Raw genomic sequence first — 21112 nt, 5'->3', positions numbered from 1 at the left:
CGAAATCGGGTGGAAATCACAATGGCCAATGAAGAAAAGCTCTTCGGCTATCTGAAGAAGGTAACTGCGGACCTGCATCAGACCCGGCAGCGCCTGCTCGCGGCCGAGAGCCGGAGTCAGGAGCCGATCGCGATCGTCTCGGCGAGCTGCCGACTGCCCGGCGGCGTCGACTCTCCCGAAGCGCTCTGGCAACTCGTGCGCACTGGCACCGACGCCATCTCGGAGTTCCCCGCCGACCGGGGCTGGGATCTCGGCCGGTTGTACGATCCCGACCCGAACCACCAGGGAACGTCGTACACGCGGGCCGGCGGTTTCCTCGCAGGAGCGGGCGATTTCGACCCCGCCATGTTCGGGATTTCGCCGCGTGAGGCGTTGGCGATGGACCCGCAGCAACGGTTGTTGCTGGAGCTGTCCTGGGAGGCCCTCGAACGGGCGGGCATAGACCCGACATCCCTGCGCGGCAGCAAGACCGGTGTCTTCGGTGGTGTCACGCCCCAGGAGTACGGGCCGTCCTTGCAGGAGATGAGCCGAAACGCTGGGGGTTTTGGACTCACCGGGCGGATGGTGAGTGTGGCGTCGGGTCGGGTTGCGTATTCGTTTGGTTTTGAGGGTCCTGCGGTGACGGTGGATACGGCGTGTTCGTCGTCGTTGGTGGCCCTGCATTTGGCGTGTCAGTCGTTGCGTTCCGGCGAATGCGATCTCGCGCTGGCCGGCGGTGTGACGGTGATGGCGACACCGGCGACGTTCGTGGAGTTCTCCCGTCAGCGTGGTTTGGCTCCGGACGGGCGGTGCAAGTCGTTCGCGGCTGCCGCGGATGGCACCGGGTGGGGTGAGGGTGCCGGTCTGGTGTTGCTGGAGCGGTTGTCGGATGCCCGGCGCAATGGGCACGAGGTTCTGGCGGTGGTGCGGGGTAGCGCGGTGAACCAGGACGGCGCGTCGAATGGTTTGACTGCGCCGAATGGTCCGTCGCAGCAGCGGGTGATCACCCAGGCGTTGGCGAGTGCGGGGCTGTCGGTTTCCGATGTGGATGCGGTCGAGGCACATGGGACCGGGACCACGTTGGGTGATCCGATCGAGGCACAGGCCCTGATCGCCACGTACGGGCAGGGCCGGGAGAAGGATCGGCCGTTGTGGTTGGGGTCGGTCAAGTCCAACATCGGTCACACGCAGGCGGCCGCTGGCGTTGCCGGCGTCATCAAGATGGTCTTGGCGATGCGGCACGGGCAGCTGCCCGCCACGTTGCATGTGGATGAGCCCACGTCGGCGGTGGACTGGTCGGCGGGTTCGGTCCGGCTTCTCACGGAGAACACGCCCTGGCCGGACAGTGGTCGTCCTTGCCGGGTGGGGGTGTCGTCGTTCGGGATCAGTGTGATTCTCGAACAGTCTCCAGTCGAGCAGGGCGAACCGGCCGGGCCGGTCGAAGGCGAGCGGGAACCGGATGTAGCCGTCCCCGTGGTGCCTTGGGTGCTGTCGGGTAAGACACCGGAGGCTGCGCGGGCGCAGGCCGAACGGGTGCATTCGCATATCGAGGACCGGCCGGGGCTGTCGCCGGTGGATGTGGCGTATTCGCTAGGAATGACACGCGCGGCGCTGGATGAACGCGCAGTGGTGTTGGGCTCGGACCGTGCCGCGCTCCTGACCGGGTTGAGGGCATTCGCCGACGGCTGCGATGCGCCCGAAGTGGTTTCGGGGTCTGTGGGGCTTGGTGGCCGCGTCGGGTTCGTGTTCTCGGGTCAGGGTGGTCAGTGGCCGGGGATGGGCCGGGGGCTCTACTCGGTGTTTCCGGTGTTCGCCGACGCGTTCGACGAGGCTTGCGCGGAGTTGGATGCACACCTGGGCCAGGAACTGCGGGTTCGGGATGTGGTGTTCGGTTCGCAAGCGTGGTTGCTGGATCGGACGGTGTGGGCGCAGTCGGGTTTGTTCGCGTTGCAGATTGGCTTGCTGCGGCTGCTGGGTTCGTGGGGTGTTCGGCCGGATGTGGTGTTGGGGCACTCGGTGGGTGAGCTGGCTGCGGTGCATGCGGCTGGTGTGTTGTCGTTGTCGGAGGCCGCGCGGTTGGTGGCGGGTCGCGCCCGGTTGATGCAGGCGTTGCCTTCTGGTGGTGCCATGCTCGCGGTCGCTACGGGTGAGTTTCAGGTCGATCCTCTGCTGGATGGGGTGCGGGACCGGATCGGTATCGCGGCGGTGAATGGCCCGGAATCGGTTGTGCTCTCTGGTGACCGCGAGCTGCTCACCGAGATCGCTGATCGGTTGCACGATCAGGGGTGCCGGACCCGGTGGTTGCGGGTGTCGCATGCTTTCCATTCGCCCCATATGGAGCCGATGCTGGAGGAGTTCGCCCAGATCTCCCGAGGCCGCGAATATCACGCACCGGAACTGCCGATCATCTCGACCCTGATCGGTGAGCTGGACGGTGGTCGAGTGATGGGCACTCCCGAGTACTGGGTGCGTCAGGTGCGTGAGCCCGTCCGTTTCGCCGAGGGTGTCCAGGCGCTTGTCGGTCAGGGTGTCGGCACGATTGTCGAATTGGGTCCGGACGGGGCGTTGTCGACGTTGGTCGAGGAGTGTGTGGCGGAATCCGGGCGGGTGGCCGGGATCCCGCTGATGCGCAAGGACCGCGACGAGGCGCGAACCGTGCTGGCAGCTTTGGCGCAGATCCACACCCGTGGTGGTGAGGTGGACTGGCGGTCGTTTTTCGCCGGTACCGGGGCGAAGCAAGTCGACCTGCCCACCTACGCCTTCCAGCGGCAGCGGTACTGGCTGGCATCCACCGGGCGTGCGGGTGACGTGACCGCCGCCGGATTGGCCGAGGCGGACCATCCGCTGCTCGGTGCGGTGGTTGCGTTGGCAGACGGCGAAGGTGTGGTGCTGACCGGTCGGTTGACAGCGGGTTCGCATCCGTGGTTGTCCGATCACCGGGTGCTGGGCGAAATCGTCGTCCCCGGCACCGCGATCGTCGAGCTGGTGTGGCACGTCGGCGAGCGCCTCGGTTGTGGCCGGGTGGAAGAACTGGCTTTGGAAGCGCCCCTGATCCTGCCGGATCATGGAGCGGTCCAGGTTCAGGTGCTGGTGGGACCGCCCGGGGAATCCGGAGCCCGGTCGGTGGCGCTCTACTCCTGTCCTGGCGAGGCGATCGAACCCGAGTGGAAGAAGCACGCGACGGGCGTGCTTCTCCCACCCGTGGCCGCCGAGAACCATGAGCTGACCGCATGGCCCCCGGAGAATGCGACCGAAATCGATGCAGACGGGGTCTACGCATTCCTTGAAGGGCACGGTTTCGCGTACGGACCGGCCTTTAGATGTCTGCGCGGTGCCTGGCGACGAGGCGGGGAGGTGTTCGCCGAAGTCGCATTGCCGGATGACATGCAGGCGGGGGTCGATCGATTCGGCGTCCACCCCGCGTTGCTGGACGCGGTTCTGCATGCCGCCGCAGCCGAGACGTCGGTGGTCCAGAGCGAAGCGCGGGTGCCGTTCTCGTGGCGTGGGGTGGAACTTCGCGCCACTGAAAGCGCGGTGGTGCGGGCGCGCCTCTCGTTGACTTCGGATGACGAACTGTCGTTGGTCGCAGTGGACCCGGCTGGCCGATTCGTGGCCACGGTTGATTCGCTGGTGACCCGACCGATCTCCCGGCAGCAGGTGAGGTCTGGCGCGATCGGTGATTGCCTGTTCGAGGTGGAGTGGCACCGGAAGGCGTTGTTGGGAACAACCGCCGGCGACGACCTTGCCATCGTCGGTGACGGTCCCAGTTGGCCGGAATCGGTGCGCGCAACCGCACGGTTCGCGACCCTGGATGAGTTCCGTGCGGCCGTGGACTCGGACGTTCCTGCCCCGGGTTCGGTGTTGGTCGCAGCTATGTCGGCCGAAGAGGTCGAGGGTGGATCCCTGCCGTCGCGCGCCCAAGAGTCGACCTCCGATCTGCTGGCTCTCGTGCAGTCGTGGCTTGCGGACGAGCGGTTCGCCGAATCCCAGCTCGTGGTCGTCACGCGTGCAGCGGTGTCGGCCGACTCGGATTCGGACGTCGCGGACCTGGTGGGTGCGTCGTCGTGGGGGTTGTTGAGTTCAGCCCAGTCGGAGAACCCGGGTCGCTTCGTGCTGGTGGACGTGGACGGCACACCTGAGTCGTGGCAGGCGTTGCCGGCCGCCGTGCGAGCAGGAGAACCGCAGCTGGCACTTCGGCGCGGCGTGGCGCTGGTGCCTCGGTTGGCGCGACTCACGGTGCGCGAGGAGGGCTCCTCCCCGCAACTCGACACGGACGGGACCGTCCTCATCACGGGTGGCACCGGTGCGTTGGGGGGAGTGGTTGCCCGTCACCTGGTGGAGGAGCACGGGATTCGGCGTTTGGTGTTGGCAGGCCGGCGTGGCTGGAATGCGCCTGGAGTCCACGAGTTGGTGGATGAGCTGGCGCGCGCGGGCGCCGTGGTTGAGGTGGTGGCTTGCGATGTGGCTGACCGCACCGATCTGGAGCACGTGCTGGCCGCCATTCCGGTCGACTGGCCGCTGCGGGGGATCGTGCATACCGCTGGGGTGCTGGCCGACGGAGTGATCGGGTCCTTGTCGGCGGCGGATGTGGGCACGGTGTTTGCCCCGAAGGTGACGGGGGCATGGCATCTGCACGAGTTGACCCGCGATCTGGATCTGTCGTTCTTCGTTCTTTTCTCTTCCTTCTCCGGGATTGCGGGTGCCGCAGGGCAGGCCAACTACGCGGCGGCGAACACGTTCCTGGATGCATTGGCGCGTTATCGCCGGGCGCGTGGGCTGCCTGGGTTGTCGTTGGCGTGGGGACTGTGGGCGCAACCCAGCGGTATGACGAGTGGCTTGGACGCGGCGTCGGTGGAGCGGTTGGCGCGGACGGGCATCGCAGAACTTTCCACGGAGGATGGACTCCGCCTGTTCGATGCCGCGTTCGCGAAGGACCGGGCTTGCGTCGTTGCCGCTCGATTGGACAGGGCGCTGCTGGTCGGGAACGGACGATCGCACGCGATTCCGGCGCTGTTGAGCGCGTTGGTTCCTGTTCGCGGCGGTGTGGCGAGGAAAACAGCCAATTCTCAGGCCGCGGATGAGGACGCACTGTTGGGTTTGGTGCGGGAGCACGTTTCGGCCGTGCTGGGTTATTCGGGTGCGGTCGAGGTTGGGGGCGACCGTGCTTTCCGTGATCTGGGTTTTGATTCGTTGTCTGGCGTGGAGTTGCGGAACCGCCTTGCCGGGGTGCTGGGGGTGCGGTTGCCGGCGACTGCGGTGTTCGACTATCCGACGCCGCGGGCGCTGGCGCGTTTCCTGCATCAGGAACTGGCAGGCGAGGTCGCGTCCACGTCGACGCCGGTGACCAGGGCAGCGAGTGCCGAAGAGGATCTTGTTGCGATTGTCGGGATGGGATGTCGTTTTCCGGGTGGGGTGTCGTCGCCGGAGGAGCTTTGGCGGCTGGTGGCCGGCGGCGTGGATGCGGTGGCTGGGTTCCCAGACGATCGCGGCTGGGATCTCGCGGCGTTGTACGATCCTGATCCCGATCGTCTCGGGACCTCGTATGTGTGTGAGGGCGGGTTTCTGCGGGACGCGGCGGAGTTCGATGCTGACATGTTCGGCATCAGCCCGCGTGAGGCGTTGGCGATGGATCCGCGGAGCGGGCTGGGATCGATCCGTTCTCGTTGCACGGCAGCCGGACCGGTGTGTTCGCGGGCTTGATGTACCACGACTATGGGGCCCGATTCATTACCAGAGCACCGGAGGGCTTCGAAGGGCACCTCGGGACGGGCAATGCGGGGAGCGTGCTGTCGGGTCGGGTTGCGTATTCGTTTGGTTCTGCGGTGACGGTGGATACGGCGTGTTCGTCGTCGTTGGTGGCGTTACACCTGGCGGGTCAAGCACTGCGGGCCGGTGAGTGCGAATTCGCCCTTGCCGGTGGCGTCACGGTGATGTCGACGCCGACGACGTTCGTGGAGTTCTCCCGTCAACGGGGTCTGGCTCCGGATGGGCGGTGCAAGTCGTTCGCGGCGGCCGCGGATGGCACCGGGTGGGGCGAGGGTGCCGGTCTGGTGTTGCTGGAGCGGTTGTCGGATGCCCGGCGCAATGGGCACGAGGTTCTGGCGGTGGTGCGGGGTAGCGCGGTGAACCAGGACGGCGCGTCGAATGGCTTGACTGCGCCAAATGGTCCGTCACAGCAAAGGGTGATCACCCAGGCACTCACGAGTGCCGGGCTGTCCGTGTCCGACGTGGATGCTGTGGAGGCGCATGGGACGGGCACGCGGCTTGGTGATCCGATCGAGGCGCAGGCGTTGATCGCTACGTACGGCCGGGATCGTGATCCCGGTCGGCCGTTGTGGCTGGGGTCGGTGAAGTCGAATATTGGTCACACCCAGGCGGCGGCGGGTGTCGCTGGTGTGATCGATGCGGCAGGGGGAGCTGCCGCGCACGTTGCACGTGGACGAGCCCTCCGCGCAGGTGGACTGGTCTGCGGGCACGGTCCAACTCCTCACGGAGAACACGCCCTGGCCCGACAGCGGTCGTCTTCGCCGGGCGGGCGTGTCATCGTTCGGGATCAGTGGCACCAACGCGCACCTGATCCTTGAACAACCTCCGCGAGAGTCGCAGCGCTCAACAGAGCCGGATTCGGGTTCTGTCCGCGATTTTCCGGTGGTGCCGTGGATGGTGTCGGGCAAAACACCCGAAGCGCTATCCGCCCAGGCAGATGCATTGATGTCCTACTTGAGCAATCGCGTTGATGCTTCCCCGCGAGATATCGGTTATTCGCTTGCGGTGACCCGTCCGGCGTTGGACCACCGCGCTGTCGTGCTGGGTGCGGATCGTGCCGCGTTGCTGCCGGGCTTGAAAGCGCTGGCCGTTAGTAATGACGCTGCCGAGGTGATCACCGGCACTCGTGCCGCTGGGCCGGTCGGATTCGTGTTCTCCGGTCAAGGTGGTCAGTGGCCCGGGATGGGAAGCGGGCTCCACTCGGCGTTTCCGGTGTTCGCCGACGCGTTTGACGAAGCCTGCTGCGAGCTGGATGCGCATCTCGGGCAGATGGCCCGGCTACGAGATGTGTTGTCCGGTTCGGATACGCAACTTCTGGACCAGACCTTGTGGGCGCAGCCGGGCCTGTTCGCGTTGCAAGTCGGACTCTGGGAGTTGTTGGGTTCGTGGGGTGTCCGGCCCGCTGTGGTGCTGGGCCACTCGGTCGGTGAGCTGGCGGCGGCGTTCGCGGCTGGAGTGTTGTCGTTGCGGGATGCGGCTCGGCTGGTGGCGGGCCGTGCCCGGTTGATGCAAGCCCTGCCAACTGGCGGTGCCATGCTCGCTGCGGCTGCTGGAGAGGAGCAGCTGCGCCCGTTGCTGGCCGACTGCGGTGATCGTGTGGGGATCGCCGCGGTCAACGCTCCCGGGTCGGTGGTGCTCTCCGGTGATCGGGATGTGCTCGATGACATTGCCGGTCGGCTGGACGGGCAAGGGATCCGGTCGAGGTGGTTGCGGGTGTCGCATGCGTTTCATTCGCATCGGATGGATCCGATGCTGGCGGAGTTCACCGAAATCGCCCGGAGCGTGGACTACCGGTCGTCAGGGCTGCCGATCGTGTCGACGTTGACGGGTGAGCTCGATGAGGTCGGCATGCCGGCTACGCCGGAGTATTGGGTGCGCCAGGTGCGAGAACCCGTCCGCTTCGCCGACGGTGTTGCTGCGCTCGCGGCTCACGGTGTGAGCACCGTCGTCGAGGTCGGTCCGGATGGGGTGTTGTCGGCGCTGGTGCAGGAGTGCGCGGCCGGATCCGATCAGGGCGGACGGGTGGCCGCGGTTCCGCTCATGCGCAGCAATCGCGACGAGGCGCACACGGTGACAACGGCATTGGCGCAGATCCATGTGCGTGGTGCTGAGGTGGACTGGCGGTCGTTTTTCGCCGGTACCGGGGCAAAGCAGGTCGAGCTGCCCACGTATGCCTTCCAACGACAGCGGTACTGGCTTGACTCACCATCCGAACCGGTCGGGCAATCCGCCGATCCCGCGCGCCAGTCGGGCTTCTGGGAACTCGTCGAGCAGGAAGATGTCAGCGCGCTCAGCGCCGCTCTGCACATTACCGGCGATCACGACGTGCAGGCGTCCCTGGAATCGGTGGTTCCGGTCCTCTCCTCCTGGCATCGCCGGATCCGCAACGAATCCCTGGTGCACCAGTGGCGGTACCGGATTTCCTGGCATGAGCGGGCAGATTTGCCAGACCCCTCGTTGTCGGGGACATGGCTCGTCGTCGTGCCGGAGGGGTGGTCGGCGAGTCGGCAAGTTCTGCGTTTCAACGAGATGTTCGAGGAACGGGGTTGCCCGGCAGTTCTGTTCGAGCTCGCCGGGCACGACGAGGAAGCCCTGGCGCAACGATTCCGCTCGTTGCCTGTTGCGTCAGGGGGAATAAGCGGCGTGTTGTCCTTGCTGGCGCTGGATGAATCGCCGTCCTCGCCGAACGCTGCTTTGCCGAATGGCGCGCTGAACTCGTTGGTACTGCTGCGAGCTCTGCGGGCCGCGGATGTGTCGGCGCCATTGTGGTTGGCGACGTGTGGTGGTGTCGCGGTCGGGGATGTGCCGGTGAACCCGGGGCAGGCGCTGGTGTGGGGACTGGGTCGCGTCGTCGGTCTGGAGCATCCGGCCTGGTGGGGTGGCCTGGTCGACGTGCCGTGCTTGCTCGATGAGGACGCTCGAGAACGCTTGTCGGTCGTGTTGGCAGGTCTTGGCGAGGACGAGATCGCGGTACGTCCCGGTGGTGTGTTCGTGCGGCGGTTGGAACGCGCTGGTGCGTCGGGTGCCGGGTCGGTGTGGCGTCCTCGGGGGACGGTGTTGGTGACGGGTGGTACGGGCGGTTTGGGGGCGCATGTTGCCCGGTGGTTGGCGGGTGCCGGGGCTGAGCATGTGGTGTTGACCAGCCGTCGAGGCGCGGCGGCTCCGGGCGCTGGAGATTTGCGGGCGGAGCTGGAGGCGCTGGGCGCTCGGGTTTCGATCACGGCCTGCGACGTGGCCGATCGTGACGCTTTGGCCGAAGTGTTGGCGACCATTCCGGATGATTGCCCGCTGACCGCGGTGATGCATGCGGCGGGGGTCGTTGAAGTCGGCGACGTGGCGTCGATGTGTTTGACCGACTTCGTTGGGGTGCTGTCGGCGAAGGCAGGTGGTGCGGCGAATCTCGATGAGTTGCTCGCCGATGTCGAGCTGGATGCCTTCGTGCTGTTCTCATCCGTCTCGGGTGTGTGGGGTGCTGGCGGGCAGGGCGCTTATGCGGCGGCGAATGCCTACTTGGATGCGTTGGCGCAGCAGCGTCGGGCAAGGGGGTTGGTGGGGACTGCGGTTGCGTGGGGCCCGTGGGCCGGTGACGGAATGGCCGCAGGTGAAGGCGGTGCACAGCTGCGCCGGGCCGGCCTGGTGCCAATGGCTGCGGATCGGGCGTTGCTGGCACTTCAGGGCGCATTGGATCGTGACGAGACATCCCTGGTCGTGGCCGATATGGCGTGGGAGAGGTTCGCCCCGGTGTTCGCCATGTCCCGTCGGCGTCCGCTGCTCGACGAGCTGCCCGAAGCACAGCAGGCGTTGGCGGATGCGGAGAACACCACTGATGCTGCGGACTCGGCCGTCCCGCTACCGCGGCTCGCGGGCATGGCAGCCGCCGAACGCCGCCGCGCGATGCTGGACCTGGTGCTGGCGGAGGCCTCGATTGTGTTGGGACACAACGGGTCTGACCCAGTTGGTCCCGACCGGGCGTTCCAGGAGCTCGGATTTGATTCGCTGATGGCCGTCGAACTGCGCAACAGGTTGGGCGAGGCAACAGGATTGAGTCTGCCGGCCACGTTGATCTTCGATTATCCGAGCCCATCCGCGCTGGCTGAGCAGCTGGTCGGCGAGCTGGTGGGAGCGCAGCCCGCGACCACCGTCGTGGCCGGGGCCGATCCAGTGGATGATCCGGTTGTCGTGGTCGCGATGGGATGCCGGTATCCGGGCGACGTCTGCTCGCCCGAGGAGCTGTGGCAGCTGGTTTCTGCGGGACGTGATGCGGTATCGACGTTCCCCGTCGATCGGGGTTGGGACTGCAACACGTTGTTCGACCCGGATCCGGATCGGGCAGGCAGTACCTATGTGCGAGAAGGTGCCTTCCTGACCGGTGCTGATCGGTTCGACGCCGGGTTCTTCGGCATCAGCCCTCGCGAGGCGCGCGCAATGGATCCGCAGCAGAGGTTGTTGCTCGAAGTGGCGTGGGAGGTTTTCGAACGAGCAGGAATCGCTCCGCTGTCGTTGCGGGGTAGCAGGACCGGTGTGTTCGCGGGGACCAATGGGCAGGACCACGGTGCGAAAGTGGCTGCCGCGCCGGAGGCGGCGGGTCACCTCCTGACCGGAAACGCCGCGAGTGTCCTGGCCGGCCGGCTTTCCTACACGTTCGGCCTTGAGGGGCCTGCGGTGGCGGTGGATACCGCGTGTTCGTCGTCGTTGGTGGCGTTGCATTTGGCGTGCCAGTCGCTGCGTTCGGGTGAGTGTGATATGGCGTTGGCAGGTGGTGTGACGGTGATGTCGACACCCCTGGCTTTCCTCGAGTTCTCTCGTCAGCGCGGTTTGGCGCCAGATGGTCGGTGCAAGTCGTTTGCGGCCGCTGCGGATGGCACCGGGTGGGGTGAGGGTGCCGGCCTGGTGTTGCTGGAGCGGTTGTCGGATGCTCGTCGGAATGGTCACCGGGTGTTGGCCGTGGTTCGCGGGTCTGCGGTGAATCAGGATGGTGCGTCGAATGGCCTGACTGCGCCGAATGGTCCGTCGCAGCAGCGGGTGATTCGGCAGGCCCTCGCGAATGCGGGGCTGTCGGCGTCCGATGTGGATGTCGTGGAGGCGCACGGGACCGGTACCGGGCTCGGGGATCCGATCGAGGCGCAGGCGCTGATCGCGACATATGGGCAGGAGCGGGATCCTGAGCGGGCCCTGTGGCTGGGGTCGATCAAGTCCAACATCGGCCACACGCAGGCGGCGGCCGGTGTGGCGGGGGTCATCAAGATGGTGCAGGCCATGCGGCACGGGGAGTTGCCTGCGACGTTGCACGTGGACAAGCCCACTCCACAGGTGGACTGGTCTGCCGGGGCCGTTCGGCTCCTCACCGGGAACACGCCCTGGCCCGAGAGCGGCCGTCCTCGTCGAGCGGGGGTGTCGTCGTTCGGGATCAGCGGCACCAACGCACACCTCATCCTCGAACAACCACCGTCGGAACCAGCGGAGATCGACCAATCGGATCGGCGGGTCACTGCGCATCCAGCGGTGATCCCGTGGATGTTGTCGGCTAGGAGTCTCGCAGCGCTGCAGGCCCAAGCGGCTGCGCTGCAGGCCCGGCTGGACCGGGGTCCTGGCGCTTCTCCGCTGGATTTGGGGTATTCACTCGCGACCACTCGTTCTGTGCTGGACGAACGCGCCGTCGTGTGGGGTGCCGATCGGGAGGCACTGCTGTCCAGGCTGGCAGCGCTCGCCGATGGCCGGACGGCGCCGGGGGTGATAACGGGCTCTGCGAATTCCGGTGGCCGCATCGGATTCGTTTTTTCCGGTCAGGGCAGTCAGTGGCTGGGGATGGGAAAGGCGTTGTGCGCGGCTTTCCCGGCGTTCGCGGACGCCTTCGAGGAAGCCTGCGACGCGCTAAGCGCACACCTGGGCGCGGACGTTCGGGGTGTGCTGTTCGGTGCTGATGAGCAGATGCTCGACCGGACGCTGTGGGCGCAGTCGGGGATCTTCGCGGTTCAAGTCGGCCTCCTGGGATTGCTGAGGTCGTGGGGCGTGCGGCCGGCCGCGGTGCTGGGGCACTCGGTCGGCGAGTTGGCTGCGGCGCACGCGGCTGGTGTGTTGTCCTTGCCGGACGCTGCACGGTTGGTTGCGGCTCGGGCCCACCTGATGCAGGCATTGCCCACCGGCGGCGCAATGCTCGCGGTCGCCACCAGCGAGGCGGCGGTCGGACCGCTGCTTTCCGGGGTGTGCGATCGGGTCAGCATCGCTGCGATCAACGGCCCCGAGTCGGTAGTGCTCTCCGGCGACCGCGATGTGCTCGTGGAGCTCGCAGGCGAATTCGATGCCCGAGGGCTTAGGACCAAATGGTTGCGGGTCTCCCATGCTTTCCACTCGCACCGGATGGAACCGATTCTGGACGAGTACGCGGAAACCGCCAGGTGCGTCGAGTTCGGTGAACCGGTGGTGCCGATCGTCTCCGCCGCGACCGGTGCGCTGGACACCACCGGACTGATGTGCGCGGCCGACTACTGGACGCGCCAAGTGCGTGATCCTGTCCGCTTCGGAGACGGTGTCCGGGCGCTCGTCGGCCAAGGCGTGGACACGATCGTCGAGTTCGGCCCGGACGGGGCGTTGTCGGCCCTGGTCGAGCAGTGCTTGGCCGGGTCCGACCAGGCTGGGAGGGTGGCGGCGATCCCGCTGATGCGCAGGGACCGCGATGAGGTCGAGACCGCGGTGGCGGCCCTGGCGCACGTGCACGTCCGCGGTGGTGCGGTGGACTGGTCGGCTTGCTTCGCCGGCACCGGCGCCCGCACCGTCGAGTTGCCCACCTACGCCTTCCAACGCCAGCGGTACTGGCTGGCCGGGCAAGCGGACGGGCGCGGCGGCGATGTGGTTGCCGACCCGGTCGACGCGCGCTTCTGGGAGTTGGTCGAGCGCGCCGATCCGGAACCGTTGGTGGATGAACTCTGCATCGACCGGGACCAGCCCTTCCGGGAGGTGCTGCCCGTTCTGGCTTCCTGGCGCGAGAAACAACGCCAGGAGGCCCTCGCGGATTCCTGGCGCTACCAGGTGCGCTGGAGGTCCGTCGAGGTGCCGTCCGCAGCCGCCCTCCGGGGCGTGTGGCTGGTGGTGCTTCCAGCTGACGTGCCCCGAGATCAACCGGCGGTCGTCATCGACGCGCTGATCGCGCGCGGCGCCGAGGTCGCGGTCCTGGAATTGACCGAGCAGGACCTCCAACGCAGTGCGCTTGTGGACAAGGTGCGCGCCGTCATTGCGGACCGCACCGAGGTGACGGGTGTGTTGTCTCTGTTGGCGATGGACGGCATGCCCTGCGCGGCGCATCCGCACCTGTCCCGTGGTGTCGCCGCTACCGTGATCCTGACGCAGGTGTTGGGCGATGCGGGTGTTTCCGCCCCGCTGTGGCTGGCCACGACCGGTGGCGTCGAGGCCGGGACCGAGGACGGTCCGGCCGATCCGGACCACGGCTTGATCTGGGGGCTCGGCAGGGTCGTCGGCCTTGAACATCCGCAGTGGTGGGGTGGCCTGATCGACCTTCCGGAGACACTGGACGAGACGTCCCGGAACGGGTTGGTGGCCGCACTCGCCGGGACGGCGGCCGAAGATCAGCTCGCCGTGCGTTCATCCGGGTTGTTCGTTCGCAGAGTGGTGCGCGCAGCGCGGAACCCCCGGTCAGAGACATGGCGTAGCCGGGGAACGGTCCTCATCACGGGCGGAACAGGCGCGCTCGGTGCCGAGGTCGCACGATGGCTGGCCCGGCGGGGAGCTGAGCACCTGGTGTTGATCAGTCGCCGCGGCCCGGAAGCTCCCGGCGCAGCGGACCTAGGGGCCGAGCTGACTGAACTCGGCGTGAAAGTCACAGTCTTGGCCTGCGATGTGACGGACCGCGACGAGCTGGCGGCGGTGCTGGCGGCCGTTCCCACGGAGTATCCGCTGTCGGCGGTCGTGCACACCGCCGGCGTCGGGACGCCTGCGAACCTGGCCGAGACGACCTTGGCGCAGTTCGCCGACGTGTTGTCGGCCAAGGTCGTCGGCGCGGCGAACCTGGACCGGCTGCTTGGCGGGCAACCGTTGGACGCCTTCGTGCTGTTCTCCTCGATCTCGGGAGTTTGGGGAGCCGGCGGCCAAGGAGCCTATTCGGCCGCCAATGCGTATCTCGATGCCCTTGCCGAGCGCCGACGGGCTTGCGGGCGGCCGGCGACGTGCATCGCCTGGGGTCCGTGGGCGGGTGCGGGCATGGCCGTTCAGGAAGGTAACGAGGCGCATCTCCGCCGAAGGGGCCTGGTACCGATGGAACCGCAGTCGGCCCTCTTCGCGCTGCAACAGGCCCTGTCCCAACGAGAAACCGCCATCACCGTCGCAGATGTGGACTGGGAGCGATTCGCCGCCTCTTTCACCGCGGCCCGCCCGCGACCACTGTTGGAAGAGATCGTGGATCTACGGCCCGACACCGAGACCGAGGAGAAGCACGGTGCCGGCGAGCTGGGGCAGCAGCTGGCCGCACTGCCGCCCGCTGAGCGCGGACACCTGCTGCTGGAGGGGGGGGGACCTTCGCCGAACTGGGCTTCGATTCGCTGACCGCGGTAGAGCTGCGCAACAGGTTGAACGCGGTGACCGGGCTTCGCCTGCCGCCGACGCTGGTTTTCGACCACCCGACGCCGCTGGCGTTGTCCGAACAGTTGGTTCCGGCCCTGGTCGCGGAGCCGGACAACGGCATCGAATCGCTGCTCGCCGAGCTCGACAGGCTGGATACCACGTTGGCGCAAGGGCCTTCGATCCCACTGGAAGACCAGGCCAAGGTGGCGGAGCGCTTGCACGCACTCCTCGCCAAGTGGGACGGGGCGCGTGACGGCACGGCCAGAGCGACGTCACCCCAATCGCTGACGGCGGCCACGGACGACGAAATCTTCGACCTCATCGACCGGAAGTTCCGGCGCTGACCGCCCTTTCCTCGCCTCAGCTCCCCTGATTACTGGAACGGTGTATTTCGATGGCCAATGAAGAAAAGCTCCGCGAGTACCTCAAGCGTGTCGTCGTCGAACTGGAAGAGGCGCACGAACGCCTGCACGAGTTGGAGCGCCAGGAGCACGACCCCATCGCGATCGTGTCGATGGGATGTCGTTATCCCGGTGGCGTCTCCACTCCGGAGGAGCTGTGGCGACTGGTCGTCGACGGAGGAGACGCGATCGCGAACTTCCCCGAAGACCGTGGCTGGAATCTGGACGAGCTGTTCGATCCTGATCCGGGCCGAGCCGGGACCTCCTACGTCCGCGAGGGTGGTTTCCTGCGCGGGGTCGCGGACTTCGATGCCGGGCTCTTCGGGATCAGTCCGCGCGAGGCACAGGCGATGGACCCGCAACAGCGGTTGCTGCTGGAGATCTCGTGGGAGGTGTTCGAGCGCGCCGGCATTGACCCGTTTTCTTTGCGGGGTACCAAGACCGGTGTGTTCGCGGGCCTGATCTACCACGACTACGCGTCGCGGTTTCGCAAGACCCCCGCGGAGTTCGAGGGTTACTTCGCCACCGGCAACGCGGGCAGCGTCGCATCCGGCCGGGTGGCTTACACCTTCGGGTTAGAGGGCCCGGCGGTCACCGTGGACACCGCCTGCTCGTCGTCCCTGGTGGCGCTGCACCTGGCCTGCCAGTCCCTGCGGCTGGGCGAATGCGACCTGGCCCTGGCCGGTGGCATTTCGGTGATGGCCACGCCGGGAGCCTTCGTCGAGTTCAGCCGGCAACGCGCACTCGCCTCGGATGGCCGGTGCAAGCCCTTCGCGGATGCCGCCGACGGCACCGGCTGGGGCGAGGGCGCCGGAATGCTGCTGCTGGAACGGCTGTCGGACGCACGACGAAACGGCCACCCGGTGCTGGCGGCGGTGGTCGGTTCCGCGATCAACCAGGACGGGACGTCCAACGGCCTGACCGCGCCCAGCGGTCCCGCACAGCAGCGAGTGATCCGCCAAGCCCTGGCGAACGCCGGGTTGTCGCCCGCCGAGGTCGATGTGGTCGAGGCGCACGGCACGGGCACGGCCTTGGGCGACCCGATCGAGGCGCAGGCCCTGATCGCCACCTACGGGGCGAACCGGTCGGCGGATCATCCGCTGCTGCTGGGTTCCCTCAAGTCGAACATCGGCCACACCCAGGCTGCCGCCGGTGTGGCCGGGGTGATCAAGTCGGTCCTGGCCATCAGGCACCGGGAGATGCCCCGCAGCCTGCACATCGACCAGCCATCGCAGCACGTGGACTGGTCGGCGGGCGCGGTGCGGCTGCTCACGGACAGCGTTGACTGGCCGGATCTCGGCAGGCCGCGCCGAGCAGGGGTGTCCTCGTTCGGCATGAGCGGTACCAACGCACACCTGATCGTCGAGGAAGTATCCGACGAGCCGGTCTCGGGCAGTACCGAGCCGACCGGGGCATTTCCCTGGCCGCTGTCCGGCAAGACGGAGACGGCATTGCGCGAGCAGGCTGCCGAGTTGCTCTCCGTAGTGACCGAGCACCCGGAGCCGGGACTGGGGGACGTCGGGTACTCGCTGGCCACCGGTCGCGCTGCGATGGAGCACCGGGCTGTCGTGGTTGCCGACGATCGGGACTCTTTCGTCGCCGGACTGACGGCGTTGGCTGCGGGCGTTCCGGCAGCCAACGTGGTGCAGGGCGCGGCCGACTGCAAGGGAAAGGTCGCGTTCGTGTTCCCCGGCCAGGGCTCGCATTGGCAGGGGATGGCGAGGGAACTGTCCGAATCCTCGCCGGTGTTCCGGCGGAAGCTGGCGGAATGCGCGGCGGCTACGGCCCCTTACGTGGACTGGTCGCTGCTCGGCGTCCTTCGCGGTGATCCCGATGCACCCGCGCTGGATCGCGACGACGTGATTCAGCTCGCGCTGTTCGCCATGATGGTGTCGCTGGCCGAACTGTGGCGTTCGTGCGGAGTGGAGCCCGCCGCGGTGGTCGGTCATTCCCAGGGCGAGATCGCCGCCGCCCATGTGGCAGGCGCTTTGTCCTTGACTGATGCGGTGCGCATCATCGCTGCCCGCTGCGATGCGGTGTCGGCGCTGACCGGGAAGGGAGGCATGCTCGCGATTGCCTTGCCGGAAAGCGCGGTGGTGAAGCGAATCGCAGGCCTGCCGGAGCTGACCGTTGCGGCGGTCAACGGACCCGGCTCCACTGTCGTTTCCGGCGAACCGTCGGCTCTGGAGCGTCTGCAGACCGAACTGACCGCGGAAAACGTGCAGACCCGGCGGGTGGGAATTGATTACGCCTCGCATTCGCCGCAGATCGCGCAGGTCCAGGGCCGGCTTCTGGACCGGCTGGGCGAAGTCGGGTCCGAACCTGCTGAGATCGCTTTCTACTCGACGGTCACCGGCGAGCGGACGGACACCGGCCGACTCGACGCCGACTACTGGTACCAGAACCTTCGGCAGCCCGTCCGCTTCCAGCAGACCGTCGCCCGGATGGCAGATCAGGGCTATCGGTTCTTCGTCGAGGTGAGCCCGCACCCGCTGCTCACCGCCGGAATCCAGGAAACGCTGGAAGCCGCGGACGCGGGCGGGGTGGTGGTCGGTTCGCTGCGGCGTGGCGAGGGCGGCTCCCGGCGCTGGCTGACTTCGCTGGCCGAGTGCCAGGTGCGCGGACTGCCGGTGAATTGGGAACAGGTATTCCTCAACACCGGAGCCCGACGCGTGCCGCTGCCGACCTACCCGTTCCAGCGGCAGCGGTACTGGTTGGAGTCCGCCGAGTACGACGCGGGCGATCTCGGTTCGGTGGGCTTGCTCTCCGCCGAGCATCCCCTGCTCGGGGCTGCGGTGACGCTGGCCGATGCGGGCGGGTTCCTGCTGCAAGCTGTCGGTCAAGACCCAGCCCTGGTTGGCCGACCACGTGGTCGGCGGGGCGATCCTGCTGCCCGGCACCGCGTTCGTGGAAATGCTGATACGCGCCGCGGACCAGGTCGGGTGCGATCTGATCGAGGAGTTGTCCCTGACGACTCCGCTGGTTTTGCCCGCGACCGGTGCGGTGCAGGTGCAGATCGCGGTTGGCGGTCCGGACGAGGCCGGGCGCCGCTCGGTCCGCGTGCATTCCTGTCGAGACGACGCCGTGCCGCAGGACTCGTGGACCTGCCACGCGACCGGCACGTTGACCTCCAGCGATCACCAGGACGCCGGCCAGGGCCCCGATGGGATTTGGCCGCCCAACGATGCTGTCGCGGTTCCGCTGGACAGCTTCTACGCCCGCGCAGCTGAGCGGGGCTTCGATTTCGGCCCGGCGTTCCAGGGGTTGCAGGCGGCTTGGAAGCGCGGAGACGAGATCTTCGCCGAGGTCGGCCTGCCCACCGCACACCGCGAAGACGCCGGCAGGTTCGGAATCCACCCTGCTCTGCTGGATGCGGCACTGCAGGCGCTGGGCGCAGCCGAAGAGGATCCGGACGAGGGATGGCTCCCGTTCGCGTGGCAAGGTGTGTCCCTCAAAGCGACGGGCGCACTTTCCCTTCGGGTGCACCTCGTTCCGGCGGGCGCGAATGCGGTGTCGGTGTTCACGACCGACACGACTGGCCAAGCCGTGCTCTCCATCGATTCGCTGGTGCTGCGCCAGATTTCGGACAAGCAGTTGGCAGCGGCCCGTGCGATGGAACACGAGTCCCTGTTCCGGGTCGACTGGAAGCGAATCTCGCCCGGCGCTGCCAAGCCGGTCTCCTGGGCAGTGATCGGCAATGACGAACTCGCCCGAGCCTGCGGCTCGGCACTTGGCACGGAACTCCACCCCGACCTGACCGGGTTGGCTGACCCGCCCCCGGACGTCGTGGTGGTGCCATGCGGTGCGTCTCGCCAGGACTTGGACGTTGCTTCCGAGGCACGTGCCGCGACACAACGCATGCTTGACCTGATCCAGGATTGGTTGGCGGCGGCGCGATTCGCCGGATCTCGCCTGGTGGTTGTGACGTGTGGTGCGGCGTCGACAGGTCCCGCCGAGGGTGTTTCCGACCTGGTGCATGCTGCGTCGTGGGGTTTGTTGCGTTCGGCGCAGTCGGAGAACCCGGACCGATTCGTGTTGGTCGATGTGGACGGAACCGCCGAATCATGGCGTGCGCTCGCGGCGGCCGTGCGTTCCGGAGAACCGCAGCTGGCGTTGCGCGCCGGTGAAGTCCGGGTGCCTCGCCTGGCGCGATGTGTTGCCGCCGAGGACAGCCGGATCCCAGTGCCCGGTGCGGATGGGACGGTGTTGATTTCCGGCGGTACGGGCCTGCTGGGCGGGTTGGTTGCCCGGCATTTGGTGGCGGAGCGCGGTGTCCGCCGCCTGGTGCTCGCGGGGCGACGCGGCTGGAGCGCCCCCGGGGTCACCGACCTGGTGGATGAGTTGGTGGGCCTGGGAGCTGCGGTCGAGGTGGCGAGCTGCGATGTCGGGGATCGGGCCCAGTTGGACCGGCTGCTGACGACGATCTCGGCAGAGTTCCCGCTGCGCGGAGTGGTGCATGCGGCCGGGGCACTTGCCGACGGGGTCGTCGAGTCGCTGACACCAGAGCACGTGGCAAAGGTGTTCGGCCCGAAGGCCGCCGGTGCGTGGCACCTGCACGAGTTGACTCTTGATCTGGATCTCTCGTTCTTCGTGCTCTTCTCCTCGTTCTCCGGCGTGGCGGGGGCTGCGGGTCAGGGAAACTACGCGGCGGCGAACGCGTTCCTGGACGGCCTGGCTCAGCACCGGCGGACGGCGGGGCTGCCTGCGGTGTCGCTGGCTTGGGGCTTGTGGGAGCAGCCCAGCGGGATGACCGGAGCGCTCGATGCGGCGGGCCGTAGCCGCATTGCGCGCACCAATCCGCCGATGTCCGCGCCGGACGGGTTGCGGCTGTTCGAGATGGCGTTTCGCGTTCCGGGCGAATCGCTTCTGGTTCCGGTCCACGTCGACCTGAACGCCCTGCGCGCTGATGCGGCCGACGGCGGTGTGCCTGCGTTGTTGCGCGACCTGGTGCCAGCGCCCGTGCGGCGGAGCGCGGTCAACGAGTCGGCGGACGTCAACGGTCTGGTTGGTCGGCTGCGGAGGCTGCCGGACCTGGATCAGGAAACCCAGCTGTTGGGTTTGGTGCGCGAGCATGTTTCGGCGGTGCTGGGGCATTCGGGTGCGGTCGAGGTCGGGGCCGATCGTGCTTTCCGGGATTTGGGTTTTGATTCGTTGTCCGGTGTGGAGTTTCGGAACCGGCTTGGCGGGGTGCTGGGCGTTCGGTTGCCGGCTACTGCGGTGTTCGACTATCCGACACCGCGGGCGTTGGTTCGGTTCTTGCTCGACAAACTGATTGGTGGCGTGGAGGCTCCGACTCCCGCACCGGCGGCTGTGGCGGCGGTGACTGCTGACGATCCCGTTGTGATCGTGGGGATGGGCTGTCGTTATCCGGGTGGGGTGTCCTCGCCGGAGGAGCTTTGGCGTTTGGTGGCCGGGGGCTTGGATGCGGTGGCGGAGTTCCCGGACGATCGTGGCTGGGATCAGGCGGGGTTGTTCGATCCGGATCCCGATCGTCTTGGGACCTCGTATGTGTGTGAGGGTGGCTTCCTGCGAGATGCGGCAGAGTTCGATGCCGGTTTCTTCGGGATTTCCCCGCGTGAGGCATGGATCCGCAGCAGCGGTTGCTGCTGGAAGTCGCTTGGGAAACCGTGGAGCGGGCGGGGATTGATCCGCTTTCGTTGCGGGGGAGCCGGACCGGCGTGTTCGCGGGGCTGATGCACCACGACTACGGCGCGCGGTTCATCACGAGGGCGCCGGAGGGTTTCGAGGGTTATCTAGGTAATGGCAGCGCGGGAGGCGTGTTTTCGGGTCGGGTTGCGTATTCGTTTGGTTTCGAGGGTCCTGCGGTGACGGTGGATACGGCGTGTTCGTCGTCGTTGGTGGCGCTGCACCTGGCGGGTCAAGCACTGCGGTCTGGTGAGTGTGATCTGGCTCTTGCGGGTGGTGTGACGGTGATGGCCACGCCGGGGATGTTCGTGGAGTTTTCGCGTCAACGGGGCTTGGCGGCGGATGGGCGGTGCAAGTCGTTTGCGGCGGCTGCGGATGGCACCGGTTGGGGAGAAGGCGCGGGCTTGGTGTTGTTGGAGCGGCTGTCGGATGCCCGGCGCAACGGGCACGCGGTTCTGGCGGTCGTGCGGGGTAGCGCGGTGAATCAGGATGGTGCGTCGAATGGTTTGACGGCGCCGAATGGGCCCTCGCAGCAGCGGGTGATCACGCAGGCGTTGGCGAGTGCTGGTTTGTCGGTGTCTGATGTGGACGCCGTGGAGGCGCATGGGACTGGAACCAGGCTTGGTGATCCGATTGAGGCGCAGGCTCTGATGCTACGTACGGCCGGGATCGTGATCCCGGTCGGCCGTTGTGGCTGGGGTCGGTGAAGTCGAATATTGGTCACACCCAGGCGGCGGCGGGTGTCGCTG

General features: G+C 67.3%; 3 protein-coding genes and 7 pseudogenes. All 10 read left to right on the top strand.

The annotated features are described in order from the left end of the window. Window positions 1-9: 9 nt before the first annotated feature. A pseudogene (locus SSPN_RS63315) lies at window positions 10-3105 on the top strand (type I polyketide synthase); the annotation flags it as partial. Continuing rightward, window positions 3103-6327 (top strand): annotated as a pseudogene (locus SSPN_RS63310) (beta-ketoacyl synthase N-terminal-like domain-containing protein); the annotation flags it as partial. The pseudogenes SSPN_RS63315 and SSPN_RS63310, both read left to right, overlap by 3 nt. Before the next feature lie 54 nt (window positions 6328-6381). After that, the gene (locus SSPN_RS60170) at window positions 6382-14298 is read left to right on the top strand and encodes a type I polyketide synthase (protein WP_049887650.1); all 7917 of its coding nucleotides are present in this window, start codon (window positions 6382-6384) and stop codon (window positions 14296-14298) included. 23 nt (window positions 14299-14321) lie between these two features. Next, complete coding sequence (locus SSPN_RS49170; RefSeq protein ID WP_029535628.1) at window positions 14322-14660, top strand: hypothetical protein; 339 nt, start codon at window positions 14322-14324, stop codon at window positions 14658-14660. Between the two features lie 50 nt (window positions 14661-14710). After that, a pseudogene (locus tag SSPN_RS63305) lies at window positions 14711-14758 on the top strand (polyketide synthase docking domain-containing protein); the annotation flags it as partial. A 72-nt stretch (window positions 14759-14830) separates the two neighbouring features. Further along, window positions 14831-15877: pseudogene (locus SSPN_RS63300) on the top strand (beta-ketoacyl synthase N-terminal-like domain-containing protein); the annotation flags it as partial. Between the two features lie 39 nt (window positions 15878-15916). After that, window positions 15917-17281: pseudogene (locus SSPN_RS63295) on the top strand (acyltransferase domain-containing protein); the annotation flags it as partial. A gap of 244 nt (window positions 17282-17525) precedes the next feature. Then, a pseudogene (locus tag SSPN_RS62200) lies at window positions 17526-20737 on the top strand (type I polyketide synthase); the annotation flags it as partial. 33 nt (window positions 20738-20770) lie between these two features. Beyond that, window positions 20771-21070, top strand: coding sequence for a hypothetical protein (locus tag SSPN_RS62195; protein WP_337466369.1), 300 nt, complete (start codon window positions 20771-20773; stop codon window positions 21068-21070). Continuing rightward, window positions 21067-21111 (top strand): annotated as a pseudogene (locus SSPN_RS62190) (hypothetical protein); the annotation flags it as partial. The gene SSPN_RS62195 and the pseudogene SSPN_RS62190, both read left to right, overlap by 4 nt. Window position 21112: the final 1 nt, after the last annotated feature.

Source organism: Saccharopolyspora spinosa NRRL 18395 (assembly GCF_000194155.1).
Taxonomy (GTDB): Bacteria; Actinomycetota; Actinomycetes; order Mycobacteriales; family Pseudonocardiaceae; genus Saccharopolyspora; species Saccharopolyspora spinosa.
This window is presented reverse-complemented; position numbering and strand designations above follow the sequence as displayed.